The organism is Nostoc sp., assembly GCF_036917575.1.
Lineage (GTDB): Bacteria > Cyanobacteriota > Cyanobacteriia > Cyanobacteriales > Nostocaceae > Nostoc.
Genome location: NZ_JBALDC010000011.1, coordinates 25,329 through 46,326 on the forward strand (window position 1 = coordinate 25,329; position 20,998 = coordinate 46,326).

Consider the following 20,998-nt stretch of genomic DNA (forward strand, 5'->3'; position numbering starts at 1 on the left):
TTCTAAAACCCGTAATCTTCACGCATTTGTTCGTAATCAAATACTTCTGGCATCTGGTATTCTGCTTCACTTTCAGTAGATGCCACTTCCACTTCCTCTTCTGGTTCAAGTGGCAAAGGTTGTTTAGCCTTTTGCATTACAGATTGTTCTTCTTTGTGGCGTTCCTTTTTGGTTTTCTTTTGAGTTATGAAAGTGTCGCGATCGCGTACCTCTGCTAAAATCGAACGATTACTAATCTCTTTGCCAGCCTGCCGAATCCTGCGACTCATTGCTTTAGCCTCATCCAGAGACAATTGCTCAGTCTCCAAATCTTGAGCATAGGCACGAGCTAGAAACTCTTCTTTAGAACTTATTTGGCGATAAACGAAAACAGTTGTAATGTCTTTGGGGTCAAATCGCAGTACCACGTTTTCCCCTGCATAACCTGCCAAGTTCTCCCCACGATAGGTCAGATTTTCAAATTGCAGATATCCACCCCTGTAGATTGAGCGACGAGTTTGCCTCATCAAACAGATACGCAAATCTTCTTCTGAAATTAAATTAGGAGCAGCTATTAACCCTGCTTCCCACCGTTGATAACGAGTTTGGTCGCCCATACGGGCATCGATACTTGGGTTGTACTTGTCCACGATGTAGCGTACAAGCAGACGTTCTAACTCTCTTAAAGTGAGACTAGCCTCTTTTTCAGCTTGCTCTGGACGTTTTTGTACATTTGAGCCTGTGTACCCTGGCAAAGTGGAAAATAAATCAGTATTAAAAGTGCCAAAAGGACGCTCAACAATGCCACCTTCACTGGGGCGATCGCGTAAATGACAAGCAAATCCCAACTGCACACCAATCTGTTGCAAATGGTTGGAGCGAAAATCTTTACCGCCATCAGTATAAAAGTGTTCTGGCTTACCGTAGGTTCCCCAATCACAATGGAGTGCATATTCTGACCCATAGTGCTTTGGTAACATTGCATGACGCAGTGCAGGGGCTACTACCTGAGAACTTGGTGCATCGTAACCTAAGTTAATCCCGATAATACAACGAGAATAAGTGTCTATAACCATTGTCAGCCAAGGGCGACTTAAAAGTTCACCATGCTGATCCACTAGTAATAGGTCTACACGAGTGTGGTCACATTGCCAAACATGGTTACTGTATTCCACAGATAAGTCTTTTCCATCACGGGTTTTAAGCGATAATCGAGAACCATGCCAACCCCGACTTCTGATACTCGCTTTTTGCTCTTTTTCCTCAATAATCGGTTGTAGAACTCGATACACAGTCCTATAACTAGGATATTTTTTTTGCCCTAATTCCTCAGCCTTTGCTTCAACTCTGATCGCAACTTGTTGGGGAGACATTCTCTTACCATCTTTATTGTTTTCCTTATATGTCTTGATAATGAAGTCCTGCCAATCAGAATCTATTCGATGTTTGCCTTTGTCAGCCCGTGTTGTGATTTGGAGTGCAGCTAAACCCTCCTGTTCCCATTTTTTTACTAGCCGCCGTACTGTCCGCACAGACTTGCCTAGCTTTGCTGCTACCTCCCTTTGTTTTTCTCCGTAGGTGATGCGATCGCACGGTTCTAGTAATTGCTGAATCATATCCAGTAGATGCCTATCATCTTCTGAAAGTTCAGTGACAATCTCATGCTTTTCTAGCTTTTGCTCACCATTGGAAATATCGTCTTTCATAGTCAAACATATTTGTCTAATACAAACGTAGTTGTATTGTACTGCTATAAAGGACAATTATTTTGTCAAGTTTGGTAAAAGCTTGGAGAACAGCGATTTTTGATAGAGGACAGATAATTTGTCGAACATCTGAAAGTAGACAACTAATTTGGCAATCATTCTCTGCTAGACTAGACTGAGCCTCAAACGACAAAACCCTTATTATGCAAGGGTTTTAAAATAAGTATTTTAAAAAACATTATTTTGTCAAGTGGTCAAATAATTTGGCAATCGACAAATGGAAACGACAATTATAAAATCAGTGTTTTTACGTAATAAAAAACTCCACTAACTTCTAGAAAGTGGAGTAATTAAAGTTACAAATTTAGGAGTCAATCATCGATAAAATCTCTATTTACACTAGACAAGCGAAATTATTCTAAAGCCTTCTTAAGTTCGTCTTTAATATTTTCTACGGTGTGATCGACTTGGGCTTCAGCTTGCTTTGCTTGTCCTTCAGTTTTATCTTGTGGATTACCTGTGACTTCACCCACAAACTCTTGAATTTTTCCTTCAATATTTTTTGCAGTCGCTTCTATTCTCTTTTCGGCACTCATGGTTTTTATCTCCAGCTTGTAGTTGATTCAGGGAACTGTAAAAATAGGTTACTACTACTTGCAAAGTGGGTCGAAAAGCCCGGCCATTTCACAGGATGGGTAAAACTCTCATCCCACAACCAATAAAATATTTAAGTTATTTTATTACTTGGAAATCCCTAAGCTATTAAATAATATAACAGTTATGTATTGTTTTTTACTTCCATCAACCGAGAGAAGATTTTGGTAAATTAGATTAACTTAAGATAGATGCGGTTCAGAAGTGTAGCAAATAATGCAAAATATGAAAATCTGATAAAAAAAATTTCTATATATTAAAAAAACAACTTTTTCCCCAATAAATGAACTATAAGTTAAAGCAAAATTTAAATCAAAGGAAAACAAAGGAGTGACAACAAAAAGTCAAAAAAATATCTGGAAGAATGAGATTAATGACATTATTAGAGGTGCTTGTGGAGGTTTTTTGTTTGGCATACCCTTGCTATACACAATGGAGGTTTGGTGGATTGGATCGCTGGCAAAACCACAACTAATAATGATGGCGATCGCATTAATGTTTATTGTGGTTTACTTGCTCAATCAGATAGAAGGCTTTCGCAAACGCAGATATAGCTGGCTAGCTGCTCAAACTGCAATGGATACCGTTGAAGCGATCGCGATTGGACTAGCTTGTTCCACCTTTGTGCTATTACTATTGCGAGAATTAACACTAGAAACCTCCTTAAGGGAGTCTTTAGGTAAAATCATCTTTGAAAGTGTGCCCTTTGCTCTCGGTGTAGCATTAGCGAATCAGTTGTTGGGAGATACTGAGAACAGTAATGGAAAAGGACAAGGAAGCGATCAGGGAAATAGCACAACCAAGAACAAAGGGGATGAGTTATACGCCACCTTTACTGATGTGGGTGGAACTTTGATTGGTGCAACCATAATTGCATTTAACATCGCTCCCACTGATGAAATTCCCATGCTTGCAGCTGCAACCTCTCCACCTTGGGAGTTGGCAATGATCGCCGCATCTTTGCTGATTTCTTATGGCATTGTATTTCAGGCAGGTTTTTCTAACCAGCAAAAACGTAAAGAGCAAAAGGGAATTTTTCAACGACCATCAAGCGAAACCATTATGTCCTACCTGGTATCATTGCTAGCAGGTACTTTCATGCTGTGGTTCTTTCAAAAATTAACTCTTAGCGACCCCTGGACAATGTGGTTAGATCACACATTGATACTGGGTTTACCTGCAACTATTGGTGGTGCAGCCGGAAGGTTAGCAATATGACTAAAACAGAACAACAACCAAAGCGTTCAATAGCGGAGTGGATAACATTCAGCATCGCCTCATTTATCCTAGCAATCATTGTGAGTCTAGTAGGCTACACTTGGCTGAACGAAAAAAATCAACCTCCGATCCTTTCTGTTACTAAAAAAGAAACAATTCGAGAAATTAATGGTCAGTTTTATGTTCCTTTTGAAGTTGTCAATAGTGGAGGAGACACAGCTGAGTCAGTTCAGATTATGGCTGAGTTACTGATTAAGGGCAAAGTTACAGAAACAGGAGAGCAACAGATCGACTTTTTATCTCGTGGGGAAAGCGAAGAAGGCGCATTTATATTCAGCCATAACCCGCGTCAAGGTCAGTTAACTCTGCGTATTGGTAGCTATAAATTACCATAGAGGAATGAGAAATAAAAAAATATCTTACAATATTGGATAATCTATTTGTTAGAAGTATACCCTTCCCCAACCCTCACGCCACTTGCTTTCATAGCGGGAACGTTAAGAGCGAGTTCAAAAAAGCGATCGCGTGGGTAGGGTATTTCTGTACTAACGTGCCTCTATCTTCAACACGCTGTTCGCGTTCGTAGAGAAGTCAAAATCTGCTATATAAGTCCTATATTTTATTGCTTCCCCATATTTCCGACACAATAGCGATCGCCTTTTTGAAAGCCTTGAAGAAATTAAATAATTTTAGTAAATAAATTATTGCATTTTTCTCTGATCAGAGATATAAATTAGGATTAACTGTTTTGAGGCATATTTCATCAGAAATTTATAATTTTGATGTGCAAAACTATCAAAGAAGATTTTATATCTATCATTCTTAGTATTAATAATGATGATTTATTGGTGTGTACTAGTCATGACTATTAAATTTTGGCTGATGAAGGCAATGACAATATCTCCGTTAATCTGGAAAGAACCTAATTGATAGTGGAGAAGATAATAACAAAGAGAATAATAAGTTAACTGTTAATGGTGGTAATGACACATTTCATGTCAGTCGGTGTGATGACAGTAGTTGGTTTAACCCTCTTGACCAGAGCAACGCATCACCTTATTATAAGTATTTAATTGTTAAATTTTGATAATATTAGTTTAAAAAATTAAGGAGTAAACCTTATGATGATTACGATAAATCAATTGTTGAAATTATCTGTAAAATATTTTTTAGCAATCACAGCGATAATAACGGTTCTTCCATTACCAGTTAAAGCAGCTACATTTTTAGTAACTGAGCGTGCTGCTTTAGGAGGCAACGATGAAGTTAAGTGGGATAGTTTAGGTAAAGTATTTAATCCCTCCGCTCCTGCATTTTCTGCTTTTTTACCTAACTCTTTTCTAGCAACATCGCAACGTGGTTTAGGGTTAGATATAAATATAACTCCAGCTAAGAATCCTCAAATTACTCCACCGTTTGTCTTTCAAACTTTACCTTCACCTGGCATTGAGACTAACTTCGGTCTAGGTGATTTTATTCTCTTTGGAGGTATAGACCCAACAGGTTTTATCCCTCTTCCTCCTGGTACTCCCGATCCTGGAACTCAAGGGAACGGCGGGCCTTTTTCGATTAGTTTTGCCCAGCCAGTTTTTGGCGCTGGAACTCAGATAGCTGTAGACAGTAGTAAATTGAAAATTGAAAATTCAATCGCCGCTTTTGATAACGCCAATAACCTATTGGGTACTTTCTCAGTTCCCAATATTTCGTCCCTAGCATTAGATAATTCAGCAGTATTCTTGGGAATTCGTAGTGACACCCCAAACATTTCACGACTTGTTTTTAGCAGTTCTGCTCCCCAATACGGCTTGGCTATTAATCAGGTAAGCATTCTTGCTGTTCCCGAATCAACTTATACCTTAGCAATATTAGCTTTTGGTGTTTCAGGTGCTATTTTAAAACGGCGCCAACACACTTGATATTCCCACAGGATCGAAATAGCTTTCATTTAATACAGCAGATTTCAAGTAGATGAAGTACACTTCATTCGTCTCAAAGCTAGGCATAAAGGCTATTTTACTTCTGAATTCTGACTCCTTAATTCTGAATTCTGCTGTAAGTTAGAGATTTCGGACATACTCAAACTTATGTAAGCACATAACGTAAGTTGCAGATAATTATTGTCTTTAACCAAATTCAACTCAATGTTATACAAAGAATTAGAAAATATCATAGACACTAAGATACAAAAAGCCATACGCAAGCACGAAATTATAGTTGCTTTCAGTAGTAGTATTATTGGCTTGATTTTTATCATGGGTTTATTCCATGCTATTTTGCTCAACCACAGCGAAATTCAAACATTTTGCTTGTACTGATTGTAATCAATAGCTCTTTACATTGGCACACATCGCTGGGTCAACGTGGGCAGGAGTTAGTTTTATGAAATTTGGGAGTTCTGCTGCTTTTTTAAGTGGAACTTCGGTAATGATAGTAGCTTTAACTCTTAGTTTGCGAGTAACTAAAAGTGCATCTGAATCAAAAACAGAACGTGTCCCTTGAAAATCTAAGTCTGAATTACGAATTACGAATTACGAATTAATATGACAGGTCGCCGAGTATTATTTTTAGGCATCTTTGTAAGCATCCTTCTCACCTACGCAATTTGGATTGGTGGGAGCATTCCTGCAAGCATTATCAAACTTCCTGACCAAGGATTAAACTGGTACTACTGGAAGCTTCCTCAACCAAACTTTTGGAGTCGAACAACGGCTTGGGGTATGTACCTTGGACATCAGTTTAGCATCTGTGCGTGTATCTTGTGGGCGCAGCGATCGCAGTTTAAATACAAATCAGCGTTGCACCCGATAAATTACCTTATGCTTGCCATTAATGGTATATTCATCGCTTTACACTTTCTCCAGACATATATTTGGTACGATGCTCTAGCTCAAGATACTTCAATTTGGGCTTCTCAAGGTGCGGTTGTACTTTTACTAGTCTTCGTACTGATTTTAGAAACGCCTCGACGCGGTTTGTTTTTTGGCAATTCTGTTCCATTCCATCAACAGTTTTTGCAAATTATCAAGCTGTATCACGGCTACTTTTTCTCCTTCGCCGCTATCTACACCTTTTGGTATCATCCAATGGAAGCGACTGTGGGGCACTTAATTGGTTTTCTGTATATGTTCTTGCTTCTGCTCCAATCGTCGTTAATTTTTAACCGCACCCATTTAAACCGTTGGTGGACATTCACTTTGGAAATTACGGTGCTTTTACATAGTGTGGTTGTGTCGTTAATGCTAAGACAAAGCAAGTGGCCAACATTTCTCTTTGGTTTTCTTGGCATTGTGGTGCTTACTCAACTTCACGGTTTACCTGTGGGTATCTGGACTAAACGTACTATCTACGCAGCCTTTTTAGTGAGTGTACTGGCTGTTTATGGACTGACTGAACGTGGCTTGGGCAGAATTTACGAAGTAACCTATATTCCTTTAATTGAGTTTGGGCTGGTTGGGGCAATTTACTTAATCTTCCTACTCATCTTATGGACAATTTTTCGCTTACCAGTCAAGACGTAAGTAGTATATTGCTACGGACTTGTGTTCTGAACCAACGAACTCTAGTTTTGGTCAGCAGGATGAAGTTAGCCAACTGCTAAATTATTCAAGCTGCCTTTGTAACCACTAATCTCAATCACAGCATCCGTGAGGGCAGAGAATCCATTAGTGTTATCGTTGAGTGCCAGAAAAGTCTGCCCCTTATTGCCTGTACCAAGGGTAAAAGTTGCCGCACCTTGAGCTACAAAAGCAGTTGCAGTCAATATCTGTTGTATATCTGAGAGATTTAGACTCGCAACAGTGCCAAGTTGAACTAAATTATCAGCGCTAACTGCATATAGCCCATCAATTTTATCTTGAGAAATGTTCAAGTCAGTTATTTTATCAAAGCTAGACAGCAGCGAATCACTCAGACTACTGAACACAAATTTATCAGCGCTACAACCGCCTGTGAGAGTATCACGTCCAGCCCCACCATTGAGGGCGTCATTACCAGTACCACCAACTAGTTCGTCATTTCCAGCTAATCCAAAGAGTTTATCGTTGCCGTTTTTGCCGGAAATTTGATCGTTACCAGCCCCACCACTGAGTTCATCTGCACAGTTACCACCTTTTAAAGTAATCTTTGGCACATTTGTGTCTGTGGTGGTTTTGCTGATTAATTGACCATTAGTATCATACAGATAAGTGGCAACTGCATCAGTAATGCCATCACTGTTGTTGTCAATATCTGCGGAAATTAGTTTGCCATTGCGATCGTAGTTGAAAGTGGTAATCTCATCAGAGATGCCATCATTATTTTTGTCAACTACCTGTGCAGAGAGTTTGCCGTTAGCGTCGTAACTATAAGCTGTGACTTCATCAAAGATGCCATCATCATTATTGTCAATTTTTTGTGATTTCAGGTTGTCGTTAAAATCGTAGCTGTAGATGCCAACTGCATCAATTACACCATCATTGTTGAAGTCATAGCTAGCGGATGCCCGTCCATAAGTAAAGGTTTGGACATCATCAACTCTGCCGTCGTTGTTGGTGTCACGGCTAATGGATGTTTTGTTGCCCTTGGCATCATAAGTAGAGGTTATAACAAAATCAACTTTGCCGTCGCCGTTGTTGTCAATGCTCGTGGATGTTTGGTTGCCCTTGGCATCATAAGTAGAGGTTTCGACAGAATCAACTTTGCCGTCGCCGTTTTCGTCACGGCTAAAGGATGTCTGGTTGCCCTTGGCATCATAAGTATAGGTTCGGACAGAATAAAGTTTGCCGTCGCCGTTTTCACTGCTAAAGGATGTCTGGTTGCCCTTGGCATCATAAGTATAGGTTTCGACAGAATCAACTTTGCCGTCGCCGTTGGTATCATTGCTAATGGATGTTTGGTTGCCTTTGGCATCATAAGTAGAGGTTACGACAGAATCAACTTTGCCGTCGCCGTTGTTGTCAGTGATCGTGGATGTCTGGTTGCCCTTGGCATCATAAGTATAGGTTTGGACAGAATCAACTTTGCCGTCGCCGTTGTAGTCAGTGATCGTGGATGTCTGGTTGCCCTTGGCATCATAAGTAGAGGTTTCGACATTATCAAGTTTGCCGTCACCGTTGTAGTCATCGCTAATGGATATCTTGTTGCCCTTGGCATCATAAGTAGAGGTTTGGACATCATCAACTTTCCCGTCGCCGTCGAAGTCATAGCTTTTGGATGTCAACTTGCCCTTGGCATCATAAGTATAGGTTACGACAGAATCAACTTTCCCGTCGCCGTTGTTGTCATCGCTAAAGGATGTCAACTTGCCATTCGCATCATAAGTAAAGGTTCGGACAGAATCAACTTTGCCGTCGCCGTTGTTGTCAATGCTAAAGGATGTCAACTTGCCCTTGGCATCATAAGTAGAGGTTTCGACAAAATCAACTTTGCCGTCGCCGTTGGTATCATCGCTAATGGATGTCAACTTGCCCGTGGCATCATAAGTAGAGGTTTCGACAAAATCAACTTTGCCGTCGCCGTTGGTATCATCGCTAATGGATGTCTCGTTGCCCTTGGCATCATAAGTAAAGGTTCGGACATAATCAACTTTGCCGTCGCCGTTGTCGTCAACGCTCGTGGATGTTAGGTCATAGCGGTAGGTAATAACTGAGTCTATTATCCCATCACTGTTGTTGTCTGTCCTCTCAGATATCACTTTGCCATCGACATCGTAAGTGTAAGTTGTAGTTGAGGTCATAAATTGGTGTTCCTTATCTGTTTGATTCCAGTTTTTTTACTACTGCATTTATTATTTTATTTGTCAATGCGTAAGACAGATAACATTAAAAAATTTACAATTTTACTCACCACTACTAATATTTTTTTGTTGTTGATAACGCAGTTTAAACTGTTGTTGCTGGATTTTATGATCCACAATTGGGTCAGGATAACCAACAGCATGACGTTCTAAAGGTGGAATTTTCCCAGTAACTAAATATTCTGTATCTACAGACCGCAATTCTGACACCCATTGCCGAATATATTCCCCCTCTGGATCGAATTTTTGTGTTTGACTGGCTGGGTTGAAAATCCGCACAGGTTTGGGGTCCATGCCGCTAGAAGCACTCCATTGCCAACCGCCATTATTAGCAGATAAATCACCATCAATCAAGTGCTGCATAAAATATTTTTCTCCCAATTGGGGATTAATTAGCAAGTCTTTAGTGAGGAAACTGGCAACAATCATCCGACAACGGTTATGCATCCAGCCGCTTTCGTTTAATTGACGCATTGCTGCATCTACAATGGGATAGCCTGTTCTTCCCTCACACCAAGCTTGGAAGTGTTCTTCGTTAGTTTGCCAAGGAAAATTCTTAAAGGCGTCGCGGAAAGCACCATCAGCTAATTCCGGGAAGTTATACATTGCGTGTTGATAAAACTCCCGCCAAGCTAATTCCTGTTGCCATGTGCGGATGTTAACTGCTGTTTCGTCACTGCGGCTATTTTCCTGTGCTTTTATAGTGGCTTGCCAAACAGTGCGAATGCCAATTACGCCAAATTTTAAAGCTGCACTCAGTTGTGATGTTCCGTCCACTGCGGGAAAATTGCGCTGTTCTTGGTATTCAGTAATGGCTTTATTAGTAAATTCTTCTAATCGTTCTTGTGCCGCCGCCTCTCCCGGTGAAATAATTAATTGTTCATCCCAAATAAATCCTAAATCTTTTGCTGAAGGTAGTGCGATCGCTCCTGCAACTTTGGCAATTTCCTGTTCAGCTTCCGTTAATCCCTCAACATTTTGCAATGTTTCTACTGGTTGACTCTTTGGTTTGGTAATCCAATTTTTCCAGAAGGGCGTGTAAACTGTGTAAGGACTGTTACTACCTGTGCGTAACTCCTCTGGGGAGTTGAGGATTTGATCCCAGTTTTGGTTTAGAAACTCAATACCTTTTTCTTTAAGGGCATTTATAATAGTGCGATCGCGTTCTTGTGAATAAGGCTCTACATCCCAATTCCAAAAAACAGCTTTAGCATTTATTGCTTCGGCTAAAGCTGGTATTGCTTGTACAGGATCGGCGTGGAGTATTAACAACTGGCTACCAACTTGAGCATATCGCTCTTGGAGTTTCTGCAAACAGCCAATCATATAAGTTACTCTCGCAGGAGCAACATCATCCCGTTCTAGAATATGCGGATCGAGGCAAAACATGCCCACTACCTTGGGACTCTGCTCTTTTGCCGCAGCCAGTCCCGTATTGTCAGAAATGCGTAAATCGCGCCGATGCCAAAACAGAATTAAGTCAGACATTCCATGCTATATATAGTTCACCCGTACTAGCTTAGATGCTAGTGGTACCAATAAGCATCATTCTGGCGATAAATTTATTCTTTTAATGGGCATTGGGCATTGAGAAGAAACAATGGAAGGAATTTGTTCAATAATTCTCGCCATTCCCCATGCCCTATACCCCATTCCCCGGTTTGTCAATCGGGAATAGTGGTTTTTTAGAGTGAAATTGAGTATACTCTTCTTAACAGTTAATTAGTCTTTTTGTCATGGCTAACCTAGTACTTGACGACGGTACGATTGGGAGCGATTTAGGCGAAATAGCTCGCGAACTTGCGCCTCTTGGCATTCAACTCAAACACTACGACCCAGGAACATCGCTACTCTTCCCTAATCTGCTAGACCAAGACGTTTTAACTGAGGTCGAGAAACGTTATTGCGTGGAACTGCATAACAGCGTCTTTGAATTTCTTCAGCAAGAAAATGGCGCTCTCTGGTGTGACTTACTAAATCTGCATCCAGGTTCATTCAATCTTCACCACCTAATCGCAACCTACGGTCGTTACCATACTCATCTTGCAGCTGAACCCCTCTATGTGTTGTCAGGAGAAATGATTTATGGTTTCGTGCGACTTGATGGCAGTCAGGTACAGCTTTTAGTTCAAGCACAAGACTATCTCTACATCCCTTCTGGCGTTGAGCATTGGTGCAGCCCAACTGCATCGTTGAATTTCAAAGGAGTACGCTATTTTACGATGTCTGCGGTGGGTTGCACCAATGCAGATGCTTGGGTTCCCAATTATACAGGGACTCAAGTGAGTGATTTGATCTCAAAGCCGCGTTAAAGTTCATTTATGCACGTCCTTTGAGCGACCTCACGAAATCGCGTTGCTCCCCCCTAAGCCTTGTGAAATGCGCTGTCTTTGAGTATATCCTGTAGTCTTTAAAGCAACAGTCTCGATTCAACTGTAAAGGGACTGGGGCAAAAGCCGAAGGAAATAGGCAGCTGCCAGGGTCAAAAGTGTACGGCGTGGTTCTTTAGAGAGAATATGCCAGTTGGTTGCTAATGCTTGATTCACTAACTTCACAGCCATTGCACCATCTTGCAAGCTGACTGCTCTACGGGCTAAGTACCGCAACTGGTAAGCTCTAGTAGTTCGCTTTCGTGACTTGGCGGGGTAAAGGGTAAGGGGGAAGGTGGGGCCCCCTCTGGAGATAAGGGGCAGGGGGAAAGGTTTTAAATCCCTTACCCTTTTCCCTTTCCCCTTTCCCCAGCCCGAAAAAGCGCATCTTTGGGTTGGCAGACTACTAGCTAGTGTTTCCCATTGATTAACTATTTTTGGGGCGTATAAACGTGCCCTAGAGATTGCTAATTCCCAAGAATCTAACTGCTTGAGCAAGTTTGCTGATAGTCCCCCTGAATTTACTCTATAAGGACTCCTATTTTATTTTTGAACAAAACCATAATCTCAATGGCACTGATTGAGTTCCGGCTCTATGCGAAGAAGGGGCGGCAAAAGGTTTATCAGTCTATTTTCTAGGTGGTAAGGCGGGTGTAGCTGAAGAAGCGGCAGCTAACCTCAAGAAAGCATATTCTGGGTTGATAATTGCCGGAACTCAGCACGGTTATTTGCCTGAAACCCAAATGCAGCAAGTATTAGAGGCTATTCGGATAGCCTGCCCTCACCTGCTGTTAGTGGCGATGGGCGTACCCCTACAGGAAATTTGGATTAACCAATACGCTAGCCAATTGCCTAGTATCACTTAAGCGCTCAGGTTTAAGGACTTTTTGTCAAGAATCTTGGGGATAGTAAATCCGCACCAGCCGCAGCAAATTCATTTCTAGCAGCGTTACTAAGCCAAACAGTAGCATTCGTACAGGTGCTTTCTGCAAATCACCACAGGTAACAATACCACTTACCTGATTGCAATCTAAGACAAACAATCGCGGAGTTTGTTGCAAAATGGGTAGCAACTTTATGAGTGGGGTGGAAATGGCAATTAGTTCTTTGGGATGAAACACCCGTTGATAGTCGCTACATTTACCTTTTTTGTCTGGGATCAAACTAGAGCGTTCTAAATAACCGCTAATAATATCTCCCGTCTCAATGCCGATAACATCAAAATTTTGTGCTTGCATCCAATGCAGCACTTCTTTCGCTTCCGTATCAGCTGGCATAGCTTTTAGGGGTTTTGCCACGTATTCAATGGTGATATTGTTCTCAAATAAACTCCGCAGGTCTTGAGAACGTGATTTTAGGTGTTTCATCCCCCAGCTGTGAACTCACGTTAAATAATCCTACGGTACTCACGCGATGTCTGCGACGGGCTACGCCTACGCCAGTGAAATTTTCTGTTAGATTATCCTTGCGTTAGTGTAGCTATCCCAACAAATACCATAGACCAATGTTATACCATTTTAGTTGGTATTATTTGAGTGATGATTTAGACAATTTCAGGTAACAAAATATTTCGCGTCTATAAAAAAATAAATATATATATAGTTTACTATATGAGATTAATTGATTAATTTGCAATAAAAATGTCGAAAATCCTGAGAAAAAATGTTATTACTAAAACGACGTAACGAATTGATAATTGGTAGAATTTTACCAAGATAACCAAAATTGATAATATTATTATGCCAAGAAAAGAACAAGGATGGGTTACATTTCAAACTTCAGAGGACGAGCGGAAAATTTTAGAGGAGTTTTGCGAACAGTCTCAACGCACCAAGACTGAGATTCTGCGAGAACTTGTGCGTAGTCTCACTCAGCATTCTTCAACATCAATATCACCAGCAACTCAGCAGGAACAACAGGAAGATATTAACTATGCTCAAAAGCCTGATATAGAAAGTAGTATTCAAAAGAAACCACTAAAAGTTAGCTCTCGCAATATTCTTAAAGGTGTAGTTAAACGAGTTATTTATGGAGCAGTTAATAGTGAGGTGACTCTGGAGATTATTCACAAAGTAGAATTAACTTCGATTATCACCAGAGCTTCCGCAGAAGAGTTAGAATTATCTGAGGGAAAAGAAGCTTATGCAGTTATTAAATCTAACGATATTGTCATTGCTAGAGAATAGAAATACATTGATTTTGGGTGTTAGATATTAAGAGAATAAGCTTTCTTTACTAAGATTTTGAAAAATTGAGTATATAGTTAATGCATCGCTTATGTAATAGCTATTTTTGTGTAAATGTAATACAGCATAGGGTAGCATAGCTGTGCTGATCTACTGAAGTTGACACAGATAACAGATGTGCGCTCCTATGCTAGCACTACAAAATCTGATGCATTGAGAGTTGGCGCAGTAGTCAGGGTTGCAAATAAACCGCAGCTGCCAAAACCAGCTGCACTGCCATTTTGGTTGTAGAATAACTGCCCACTCATAGAATCGTAGATAATTTTCGCTGTGCTGGGCGCCCCTAAAGAAGTGATTGTAAAATCACTGGCATTACTAAAACCTGTACCTGGAGTTGAAATAATAGCACTAAAAGTAGTTTTATCCAGGATAATCTTATCGCCTTGGGAATGTTTGAAATCAGTGTAGGCATAGTCCGTCGTAGACATCGCATCTACACCAACAGCAACACTCGCAAAAGCAGCATTGATGTTGTACAGAAATCCGTCAGCACCCGCACCACCAACAAGGGTATCGTTAACCACCCCCACCAATAAAAGTATCATTACCAGTACCACCCCGCAGCAAGTCGTTGCCACTCTTGCCGTCGATAGTGCCGTTACCCCCCTGAGCATTAATCACATCAGCGGAGTTGTCAAAACCCGTGATGTTGTTGTTAAGGTTATTGAGGAATGTCACACTGTTGGTGTCAAAGATGCTGCTAAAATTATCTTGACCTGCGATGGCATTGCATCGACTGACAATGCTATTTCTCTCGTTCCCATGCTTTGGATGAAAATGAGTCAAGCCTTATCAAGCTAGATTTTTATAACTTGTATGTTAACCGTAGCCCTTACCAAGGGGAGGATTGTGGAGGTAGGGCAAACGCATAATTACTCTTAACCTTTTTGAATCGCTGCTTGATAGCGACCTAGCGCAATTAAAGGAAAGTATTGTTGATACAGATGATACTTGAGATAAAAATGGCAAGGGAAGCCAGTACCTGTAAAGTCAGCCTCAAACCAAGTACCATCTGGCTTTTGAGTTGTCACCAGATAGCCAATTCCTCGCTCAATCACATCAAGAGGTAATTTACCTGTTGCTTCACCTGCTGCTATCAACCCAATTAAAGCCCAAGCAGTTTGAGATGCAGTACTATTTCCTTTGCCTTTGAGACTAGGATCGTTGTAACTACGGCAAGTTTCGCCCCAACCACCATCTGGATTTTGACATCCAACTAACCAAGCTGCTCCCCGTTCTATACTGAGTTTATGTCTTTGAGGATCGATTAACGCCAAAGCTGACAAAACGCCACTAGTGCCGTAGATATAATTTACACCCCAACGACCAAACCAACAGCCTTCAGTTTCTTGTTCGTGCAAAAGATAAGTAAGCGATCGCTCCAAATTATCACTATCAATTGCCAAATCACAAGCACCCAGCATTTCTATAACCCTAGCGGTAACATCTGCGGTGTTTGGATCGATCATCGCTTTCAAATCGCCATAAGGAATCGAGTTGAGCCAATCTTGATCGTTATCCAAATCAAAAGCAGCCCAACCGCCTGGTTTACATTGCATAGATGCAATCCAGTTTAAGGCACGAGCGATCGCAGCTTGCTTGATTTTTTCATTCGGGAGTTTCACCAAATGTAGAGCCATCACCACCACCGCGGAGTCGTCTACATCGGGATAAAAGCGATTCTCAAACTCAAACGCCCAAGCCCCTGGTTTTCCTTGACGATTTTTGACAGCCCAATCTCCGTAATCTAAAATTTGTTTTTGTAACAACCATTCTCCAGCTTTTACCACAGATGGATGATCTGCTGCAAAGCCAGATTCTATCAAAGCACGCATCGCCCAAGCTGTATCCCAGACGGGTGAAATACAAGGCTGAACTCGATAACTATCTTCTGTTTCAATCACAAAGTTATCAATTGCTTGCAAACCGCGTTCTACAATGGGATCGCTTTGGTCATAATCTAGAGACCGTAAAGCTAGCATAGAATTCAACATCGCCGGAATAATACCGCCCCAGTCGCCTGTAGCTTCTTGGCGCTCTAAAATCCATTTTTCGGCGGCTTTGATGCCTTCTTGGCGGAAGGGTACTAAATTCAGGCTTTCTGCCAACTTGAACCCCCGATCTAGGGTGAGGAATAAATCTGTCCAATCGCCACTTTCGGGTAATTCCCACCGGACTTGATCGATACCTTCAGCGTATAGCTCGTCTAGATTGATGGTTGGGTTGGTGAGATAAACAGGTTTGCGATCGCATACAATCAGTAATGGTACGGTGCTGGAACGTGCCCAGCTAGACATTTCGTAGATATTCACAGGGAAAGCATTTGGCAACAACATCACCCAAGCTGGTAGCGAGGGAATACCGCGCCAGTTGTAGCAGCCAATCAAGGCTAAGTGTAACTTGGTAAAAATCCGAGTTTTGCTGATACCACCTCGTTGGAGAATAAAAGCTTGCGCCCGAATCATCGCCGGATCGGTTGCTGGTACACCTAGCAGTCTTAGCGCCATGTAGGCTTCAACCGAGGTGCTAAGTTCTCCGCCATCACCGTAGTAAAGTTCCCAGCCGCCATGCTGCCGTTGCTCTTGACGCAAATATGCTTCAACTTTGTGTAAAGGTCTGGTTTGGTCTGTTCCCCAAATTTTATGCAGGAGGACGACTTCAGCAGTGATGGTGACATTAGATTCTAACTCTGCCCACCAATAACCTGCCAGATTTTGAATCGAAAGCAGATATTCTTGGCTAGCTGCGATCGCATCTGCGACTTGATTGACTTTTACTTTGTATTGTGTATGCATGAAAAACTATTTAACCTCAACACCCAACACTAGATATGAACACGGTACTATAGCCAAAAAACTTTTTTTCATCTATCAATAGACATAGTATTGTGTCTGAGTCACTGATAATTTGCAATAGGTCATGGATGTAATTGTATTAGGATTGATGCTGTTATCCTTGACAATTTGGTTGGGATTACTGAGTTTTTGGGGACAGTTTTGGCGGACAGACCAGCAATTAGAGTTTACAGAAACTCAGCTAGAATCGCTACCTGTGGTTTGTGCTGTAGTTCCAGCCCGTAACGAAGCGCAATTGCTACCAACTACACTGCGATCGCTCCTACTCCAAGATTACCCTGGTTCTTTCAACGTGTTTTTGGTAGACGATCGCAGCACAGATCAGACAGCAAATTTTGCCGAAGGGGTTGCCCACGCTGTCGGTAAACCCCAACAATTGCATATTATCTCAGGTGAATCACTGCCTCCCGGTTGGTCGGGTAAACTTTGGGCAATTGAGCAAGGCATAAAGAGCGCGAGTTTATTTGCACCCGATTATTTTTTATTGACTGACGCAGATATCGAACACGATCCTGCTAATCTCCGCCGACTCGTGAACAAAGCTATGCAGGAAGATTTAGACTTAGTTTCGGTAATGGTGCGACTCAGGTGTGAAAGCTTTTGGGAAAAACTTTTGATTCCAGCTTTCGTCTTTTTCTTCCAAAAACTCTATCCTTTTCACTGGGTGAATAATCCCAACAATCCTACAGCCGCAGCTGCTGGGGGATCTATTTTGATTCGTAAAGAAGCTTTAGAGCGAATCGGGGGAATTCAAGTGATTCGCCAAGCTTTAATTGACGATTGTGCCTTGGCTCAGGCTGTTAAGAGAGGGACTGGGGAATTCGGGGCCCCCTCTGGGGATAAGGAAACAAGCAGACAACTTGCTGCAAGTCTTTTCTCTGTTCTCCAATCCCAAATACCCAATCCCAAATACCCAATGCCCAATCAAGGTCGTATCTGGCTGGGATTAAGTAGCTTGACTCGTAGCTTGCGCCCTTATGACTCGCTAGCGACGATTTGGGATATGGTTGCTCGTACTGCTTATACCCAACTGAATTATTCACCATTAATACTATTGGGAACTTTGGTGGGAATGCCTCTGATTTATTTAACTCCACCTGTATGTGTGATTCTGGGTACAGTCTGGAGCAATTGGGCGATTGCATTTACAGGTTTATTAGGATGGCTGTTAATGACTTTCGCTTACTACCCAACGATCCGCTTTTATAAATGTTCTGTCTGGTTCGCCTTGAGCTTACCTGCGATCGCTTTTCTTTATACCCTGATGACTCTAGACTCAGCAATACGTCACTGGCAAGGGCGCGGCGGCGCTTGGAAAGGAAGAGTTTACTCCAAACCAGATAATTTATAGTTGGGATGTGGAGGCTTATAAAGGCGATCGCAGTATCAAAGGCAGCAAAGATGAGTAACAAAACTTTGACAAATAGCAATTATTGTATAATTAAGCAAATAAGCGTCAATATCTATACAATACTGTTTATTTGCTGCATTAGGTAATTAGACATGAAATATCGTCTATTATATTTGCTTTTTTTTGGCTCTAGCTTACCACTATTATTTGCTCAACCTACATTTGCACAAGTCACCCAAATTACTGGAATTAAATATAGATTAACTGAGAAAGGTTTGGAAATTATTTTAGTTACTCCTAGTCCCAAAAATCTACTGAGTTTTCCTACAAGACAAGCTAAGACACGTATATTTAATATTCCCAAAGCTCAATTGTCTTTACCTTGTGGCAAATTTTTTCGTCGAGAAAACCCAGTCCAAGGAGTTCAATCTATTAGTGTAACTTCTGAGAATACTAACCAAGTCAGTGTTGTGGTACAGGGTGAAAAAAGCTTACCAAAAGTTATAGTATCTATAAGTCTAGCAAAAATTGATTGCATCAAATGCAGTTTTCAATATCCAGAAGAATTAAGAAAAAAAGGGATTGAAGGGATAGCCGAGGTGGTTTTAGATATTGATGAACAAGGTAATGTCACTCAAATGAGCTTAGATCGTTCAAGTGGTAATACTGAACTTGATAATGCTGTGTTGACGCAAGTAAGAAAAATGAAGTTTATAGATAATGCCTGTGGGCAAAAAAATATTTTCCTCAGAGCTAATTTTATAATACAGGGGTCACTACTTTATCAACAAGCAATTGAAGAATATAAAATGAGAGGACGACAAGAATCTCTTCGGCAACGGTTGAGAAAAGAAGGAGAATAGGTGCAGAAAATAAATCTTTCAACCCAAGTATTTTTGGGAGCGCTCACCCTAAATTAAAGTATGCCTAAAGTGGTTAATTAAAAGAATTATGACAGCCGCAACACCAACAAATAATCCTGTTATTGTCCCCAAAAAGCTGCCTTTTCTAGAGTCAATTTGTTGGCAAACTGCTGATGTATATCGCTTTACTTCAGAAGAAATGTTAAGTCGCTACGAGCGTGGTTGGCAATATCGCAATCTATTTAATAATCTTGAAGGTGAAGAACTCAATTTCCTTAAGCAACTCGCTAGACGTTACAAATCCTGGTTACAAGTTTATTTATGACCTTCAGGTTTGAACACCACAATAAAATTCTCACAGTTCTTGAATCCTTGGATTCGGACATACTTAGGAAGGGTTCTGCTTACTTCGGTGGCGGAACCCTTCTGGCATTTGAGTTTAAAGAATATCGCTGGAGTCAGTTGATTTTATCGCTTCTGTTGATACAGAAGGCTACAAATACCAGCGGACAGTGGTATTTGAGGGTGGGCATGAAGCATTATTTCGTGATTTAAGTAAAATCCAAGTTGGACGTAGCACAACTGACCAATATGGAATTCGGATGATAGTTATTGTAGATAATCTGCCGATTAAAATGGAAATTGTTGCCGAAACTCGTTTTCAACTAGACCTACCAAGATATCCAAAGTGGTCACTTGTTCTCTGCTTAAGCTTCAATGACTGTTTTACCTCTAAGCTGCTGTCAAATTCTGACCGTTATGCCGATGACAGCGTTGAGGCAAGAGATTTAATCGATTTAGCAGTTCTCAGGCTGCGATCGCCAATCCCTCAAGTATCAATTGAGAAGGCTGAAAAAGCATATCAGGTTATACGCCCTTTGATAAGAGCGATCGCACTATTTCAGGGAAGACCGGATTACAGAGAGAAATGCTTTCTTGGTCTGCAAGTGGATCGAACTCAGATACCCAAAATTATCGACGGTATTGATTTGCTATCTACAGATTTAGGTTTATCTAACACTCCAAGGACTTTTCAAGAACAACATGGTATCTTTGGTGATTTAGAAACACAAATTGAAAAACGAGAAGATTCTTAAACAAATAGCGATCGCCCCATGCCCTATGCCCTATGCCCCTAGATCCTTGAAGCTGTTTGTTTAGTACTGGCGGGTTCAATAGGTAATGGTTGAGCAGCTTTCAACACCACGTCCAAGAATCCTGGAAACAGCACCTCTAAATCTTCACGCCGCAGGATGTTTATATGGTGTGTCCCTTCTTTGCGTGTTAAGACTATCCCCGACTCCCGCAAAATCTTGAAGTGGTTGGACATAGTTGATTTTGCGATCGCAAAATCAAATTTGGCACAGCATTGTTCCCCCTCAGTCGCCAACAGCCGCACAATCTCTAACCGCACCGGATCGCCCAATGCATACAACACGCCTGGTAAAGAAATATTTTTTCTATCTGGGTGATAAAGGAATTTCATAGTTGCATTATCTCATCAGGTGGCATATATTTTTATTATTCGATATTATCGAATAATAGAATTAAGTAGGAAGGCAATTTATGTCATCCATTACAAACGTCACAGAAGCCACGTTCAAGCAAGAAGTCTTAGAAAGTGAAATTCCGGTATTAGTGGACTTTTGGGCCCCGTGGTGCGGCCCTTGCCGGATGGTCGGCCCAGTCGTCGATGAAGTTGCTGCTGAATACGAAGGACAGGTGAAATTTGTGAAGTTAAACACAGATCAAAATCCTACTGTCGCTAGCCACTATGGAATTCGCAGCATTCCGACATTAATGGTTTTTAAAGGAGGTCGGCAGGTCGATACTGTCGTAGGGGCGGTTCCAAAAACTACCTTGAATAAGACCTTAGCACAGCATCTTTAATTTAAGTGAAGGGTAGTGGGGACTGGGGACTGGGGACTGGGGACTGGGGAACTCGGGGCCCCCTCTGGGGATAAGGGGCAATGGGGACTGGGGA

Annotated in this window: 18 protein-coding genes and 3 pseudogenes; 12 read left to right on the top strand and 9 right to left on the bottom strand. The window is 41.3% G+C overall.

Annotated features, from left to right (window positions below; all coding sequences use genetic code 11):
• Positions 1-2: 2 nt before the first annotated feature.
• Together V7K79_RS02760 and V7K79_RS02765 are read right to left on the bottom strand one after the other, a co-directional pair.
• Positions 3-1,685 (bottom strand): Mu transposase C-terminal domain-containing protein, encoded by a 1,683-nt coding sequence (locus V7K79_RS02760; protein ID WP_335044495.1) that lies wholly within the window; start codon positions 1,683-1,685, stop codon positions 3-5.
• 413 nt (positions 1,686-2,098) lie between these two features.
• Entirely contained in the window at positions 2,099-2,281 is a 183-nt protein-coding gene (locus V7K79_RS02765) for a CsbD family protein (RefSeq protein ID WP_335044496.1), read from the bottom strand.
• A 388-nt stretch (positions 2,282-2,669) separates the two neighbouring features.
• On the opposite strand from V7K79_RS02765, the gene V7K79_RS02770 reads away from it, so the two are divergent.
• From V7K79_RS02770 to V7K79_RS02785, 4 genes are all read left to right on the top strand, one after another.
• Complete coding sequence (locus tag V7K79_RS02770; protein ID WP_335044498.1) at positions 2,670-3,557, top strand: TIGR02587 family membrane protein; 888 nt, start codon at positions 2,670-2,672, stop codon at positions 3,555-3,557.
• The gene (locus tag V7K79_RS02775) at positions 3,554-3,952 is read left to right on the top strand and encodes a TIGR02588 family protein (RefSeq protein WP_335044500.1); all 399 of its coding nucleotides are present in this window, start codon (positions 3,554-3,556) and stop codon (positions 3,950-3,952) included. The genes V7K79_RS02770 and V7K79_RS02775 overlap by 4 nt, the downstream gene beginning before the upstream one ends.
• A 726-nt stretch (positions 3,953-4,678) precedes the next feature.
• Entirely contained in the window at positions 4,679-5,473 is a 795-nt protein-coding gene (locus tag V7K79_RS02780; protein WP_335044502.1) for a hypothetical protein, read from the top strand.
• A gap of 624 nt (positions 5,474-6,097) precedes the next feature.
• On the top strand, positions 6,098-7,075 hold the full coding sequence (locus tag V7K79_RS02785; protein WP_335044503.1) for a hypothetical protein: 978 nt from the start codon (positions 6,098-6,100) through the stop codon (positions 7,073-7,075).
• Positions 7,076-7,140: 65 nt separating this feature from the next.
• Here the strand turns inward: V7K79_RS02785 and V7K79_RS02790 are convergent, their stop codons facing one another.
• The gene (locus V7K79_RS02790; protein ID WP_335044505.1) at positions 7,141-9,270 is read right to left on the bottom strand and encodes a bluetail domain-containing putative surface protein; all 2,130 of its coding nucleotides are present in this window, start codon (positions 9,268-9,270) and stop codon (positions 7,141-7,143) included.
• Positions 9,271-9,372: 102 nt separating this feature from the next.
• Entirely contained in the window at positions 9,373-10,818 is a 1,446-nt protein-coding gene (locus V7K79_RS02795; protein WP_335044507.1) for a deoxyribodipyrimidine photo-lyase, 8-HDF type, read from the bottom strand.
• 248 nt (positions 10,819-11,066) lie between these two features.
• Here V7K79_RS02795 and V7K79_RS02800 point away from each other — a divergent pair, with 248 nt between their 5' ends.
• Positions 11,067-11,642, top strand: coding sequence for an acireductone dioxygenase (locus V7K79_RS02800; protein ID WP_335044509.1), 576 nt, complete (start codon positions 11,067-11,069; stop codon positions 11,640-11,642).
• Between the two features lie 117 nt (positions 11,643-11,759).
• Here the strand turns inward: V7K79_RS02800 and V7K79_RS02805 are convergent, their stop codons facing one another.
• Positions 11,760-11,936, bottom strand: coding sequence for a hypothetical protein (locus V7K79_RS02805; RefSeq protein ID WP_335044512.1), 177 nt, complete (start codon positions 11,934-11,936; stop codon positions 11,760-11,762).
• Between the two features lie 362 nt (positions 11,937-12,298).
• On the opposite strand from V7K79_RS02805, the pseudogene V7K79_RS02810 reads away from it, so the two are divergent.
• Positions 12,299-12,565: pseudogene (locus tag V7K79_RS02810) on the top strand (WecB/TagA/CpsF family glycosyltransferase); the annotation flags it as partial.
• A gap of 27 nt (positions 12,566-12,592) precedes the next feature.
• Here the strand turns inward: V7K79_RS02810 and V7K79_RS02815 are convergent.
• Positions 12,593-13,066, bottom strand: a pseudogene (locus V7K79_RS02815) (hypothetical protein); the annotation flags it as partial.
• Positions 13,067-13,438: 372 nt separating this feature from the next.
• Between V7K79_RS02815 and V7K79_RS02820 the strand changes: the two are divergent.
• Positions 13,439-13,885: a TOBE domain-containing protein gene (locus tag V7K79_RS02820; RefSeq protein ID WP_335044514.1), complete on the top strand. Its 447-nt coding sequence runs from the start codon at positions 13,439-13,441 to the stop codon at positions 13,883-13,885.
• A gap of 185 nt (positions 13,886-14,070) precedes the next feature.
• Here V7K79_RS02820 and V7K79_RS02825 read toward each other — a convergent pair.
• Positions 14,071-14,632 (bottom strand): annotated as a pseudogene (locus V7K79_RS02825) (calcium-binding protein); the annotation flags it as partial.
• A 191-nt stretch (positions 14,633-14,823) separates the two neighbouring features.
• A complete protein-coding gene (shc, locus tag V7K79_RS02830; protein WP_335044515.1) occupies positions 14,824-16,740 on the bottom strand; it encodes a squalene--hopene cyclase in 1,917 nt (638 codons plus the stop codon).
• 124 nt (positions 16,741-16,864) lie between these two features.
• On the opposite strand from shc, the gene V7K79_RS02835 reads away from it, so the two are divergent.
• The 4 genes from V7K79_RS02835 (at position 16,865) to V7K79_RS02850 (ending at position 20,111) form a co-directional block, all read left to right on the top strand.
• Complete coding sequence (locus V7K79_RS02835; protein ID WP_335044517.1) at positions 16,865-18,151, top strand: glycosyltransferase; 1,287 nt, start codon at positions 16,865-16,867, stop codon at positions 18,149-18,151.
• Between the two features lie 152 nt (positions 18,152-18,303).
• The gene (locus tag V7K79_RS02840; protein WP_335044519.1) at positions 18,304-19,014 is read left to right on the top strand and encodes a TonB family protein; all 711 of its coding nucleotides are present in this window, start codon (positions 18,304-18,306) and stop codon (positions 19,012-19,014) included.
• Between the two features lie 88 nt (positions 19,015-19,102).
• Positions 19,103-19,339, top strand: coding sequence for a hypothetical protein (locus V7K79_RS02845; RefSeq protein ID WP_335044521.1), 237 nt, complete (start codon positions 19,103-19,105; stop codon positions 19,337-19,339).
• Positions 19,340-19,526: 187 nt separating this feature from the next.
• On the top strand, positions 19,527-20,111 hold the full coding sequence (locus V7K79_RS02850; protein ID WP_335044522.1) for a nucleotidyl transferase AbiEii/AbiGii toxin family protein: 585 nt from the start codon (positions 19,527-19,529) through the stop codon (positions 20,109-20,111).
• A 38-nt stretch (positions 20,112-20,149) separates the two neighbouring features.
• On the opposite strand, the gene V7K79_RS02855 is transcribed toward V7K79_RS02850, so the two are convergent.
• Complete coding sequence (locus V7K79_RS02855; protein ID WP_335044524.1) at positions 20,150-20,500, bottom strand: ArsR/SmtB family transcription factor; 351 nt, start codon at positions 20,498-20,500, stop codon at positions 20,150-20,152.
• Positions 20,501-20,580: 80 nt separating this feature from the next.
• Between V7K79_RS02855 and trxA the strand changes: the two genes are divergently transcribed.
• Positions 20,581-20,904, top strand: coding sequence for a thioredoxin (trxA, locus tag V7K79_RS02860; RefSeq protein ID WP_012412473.1), 324 nt, complete (start codon positions 20,581-20,583; stop codon positions 20,902-20,904).
• Positions 20,905-20,998 lie beyond the last annotated feature (94 nt).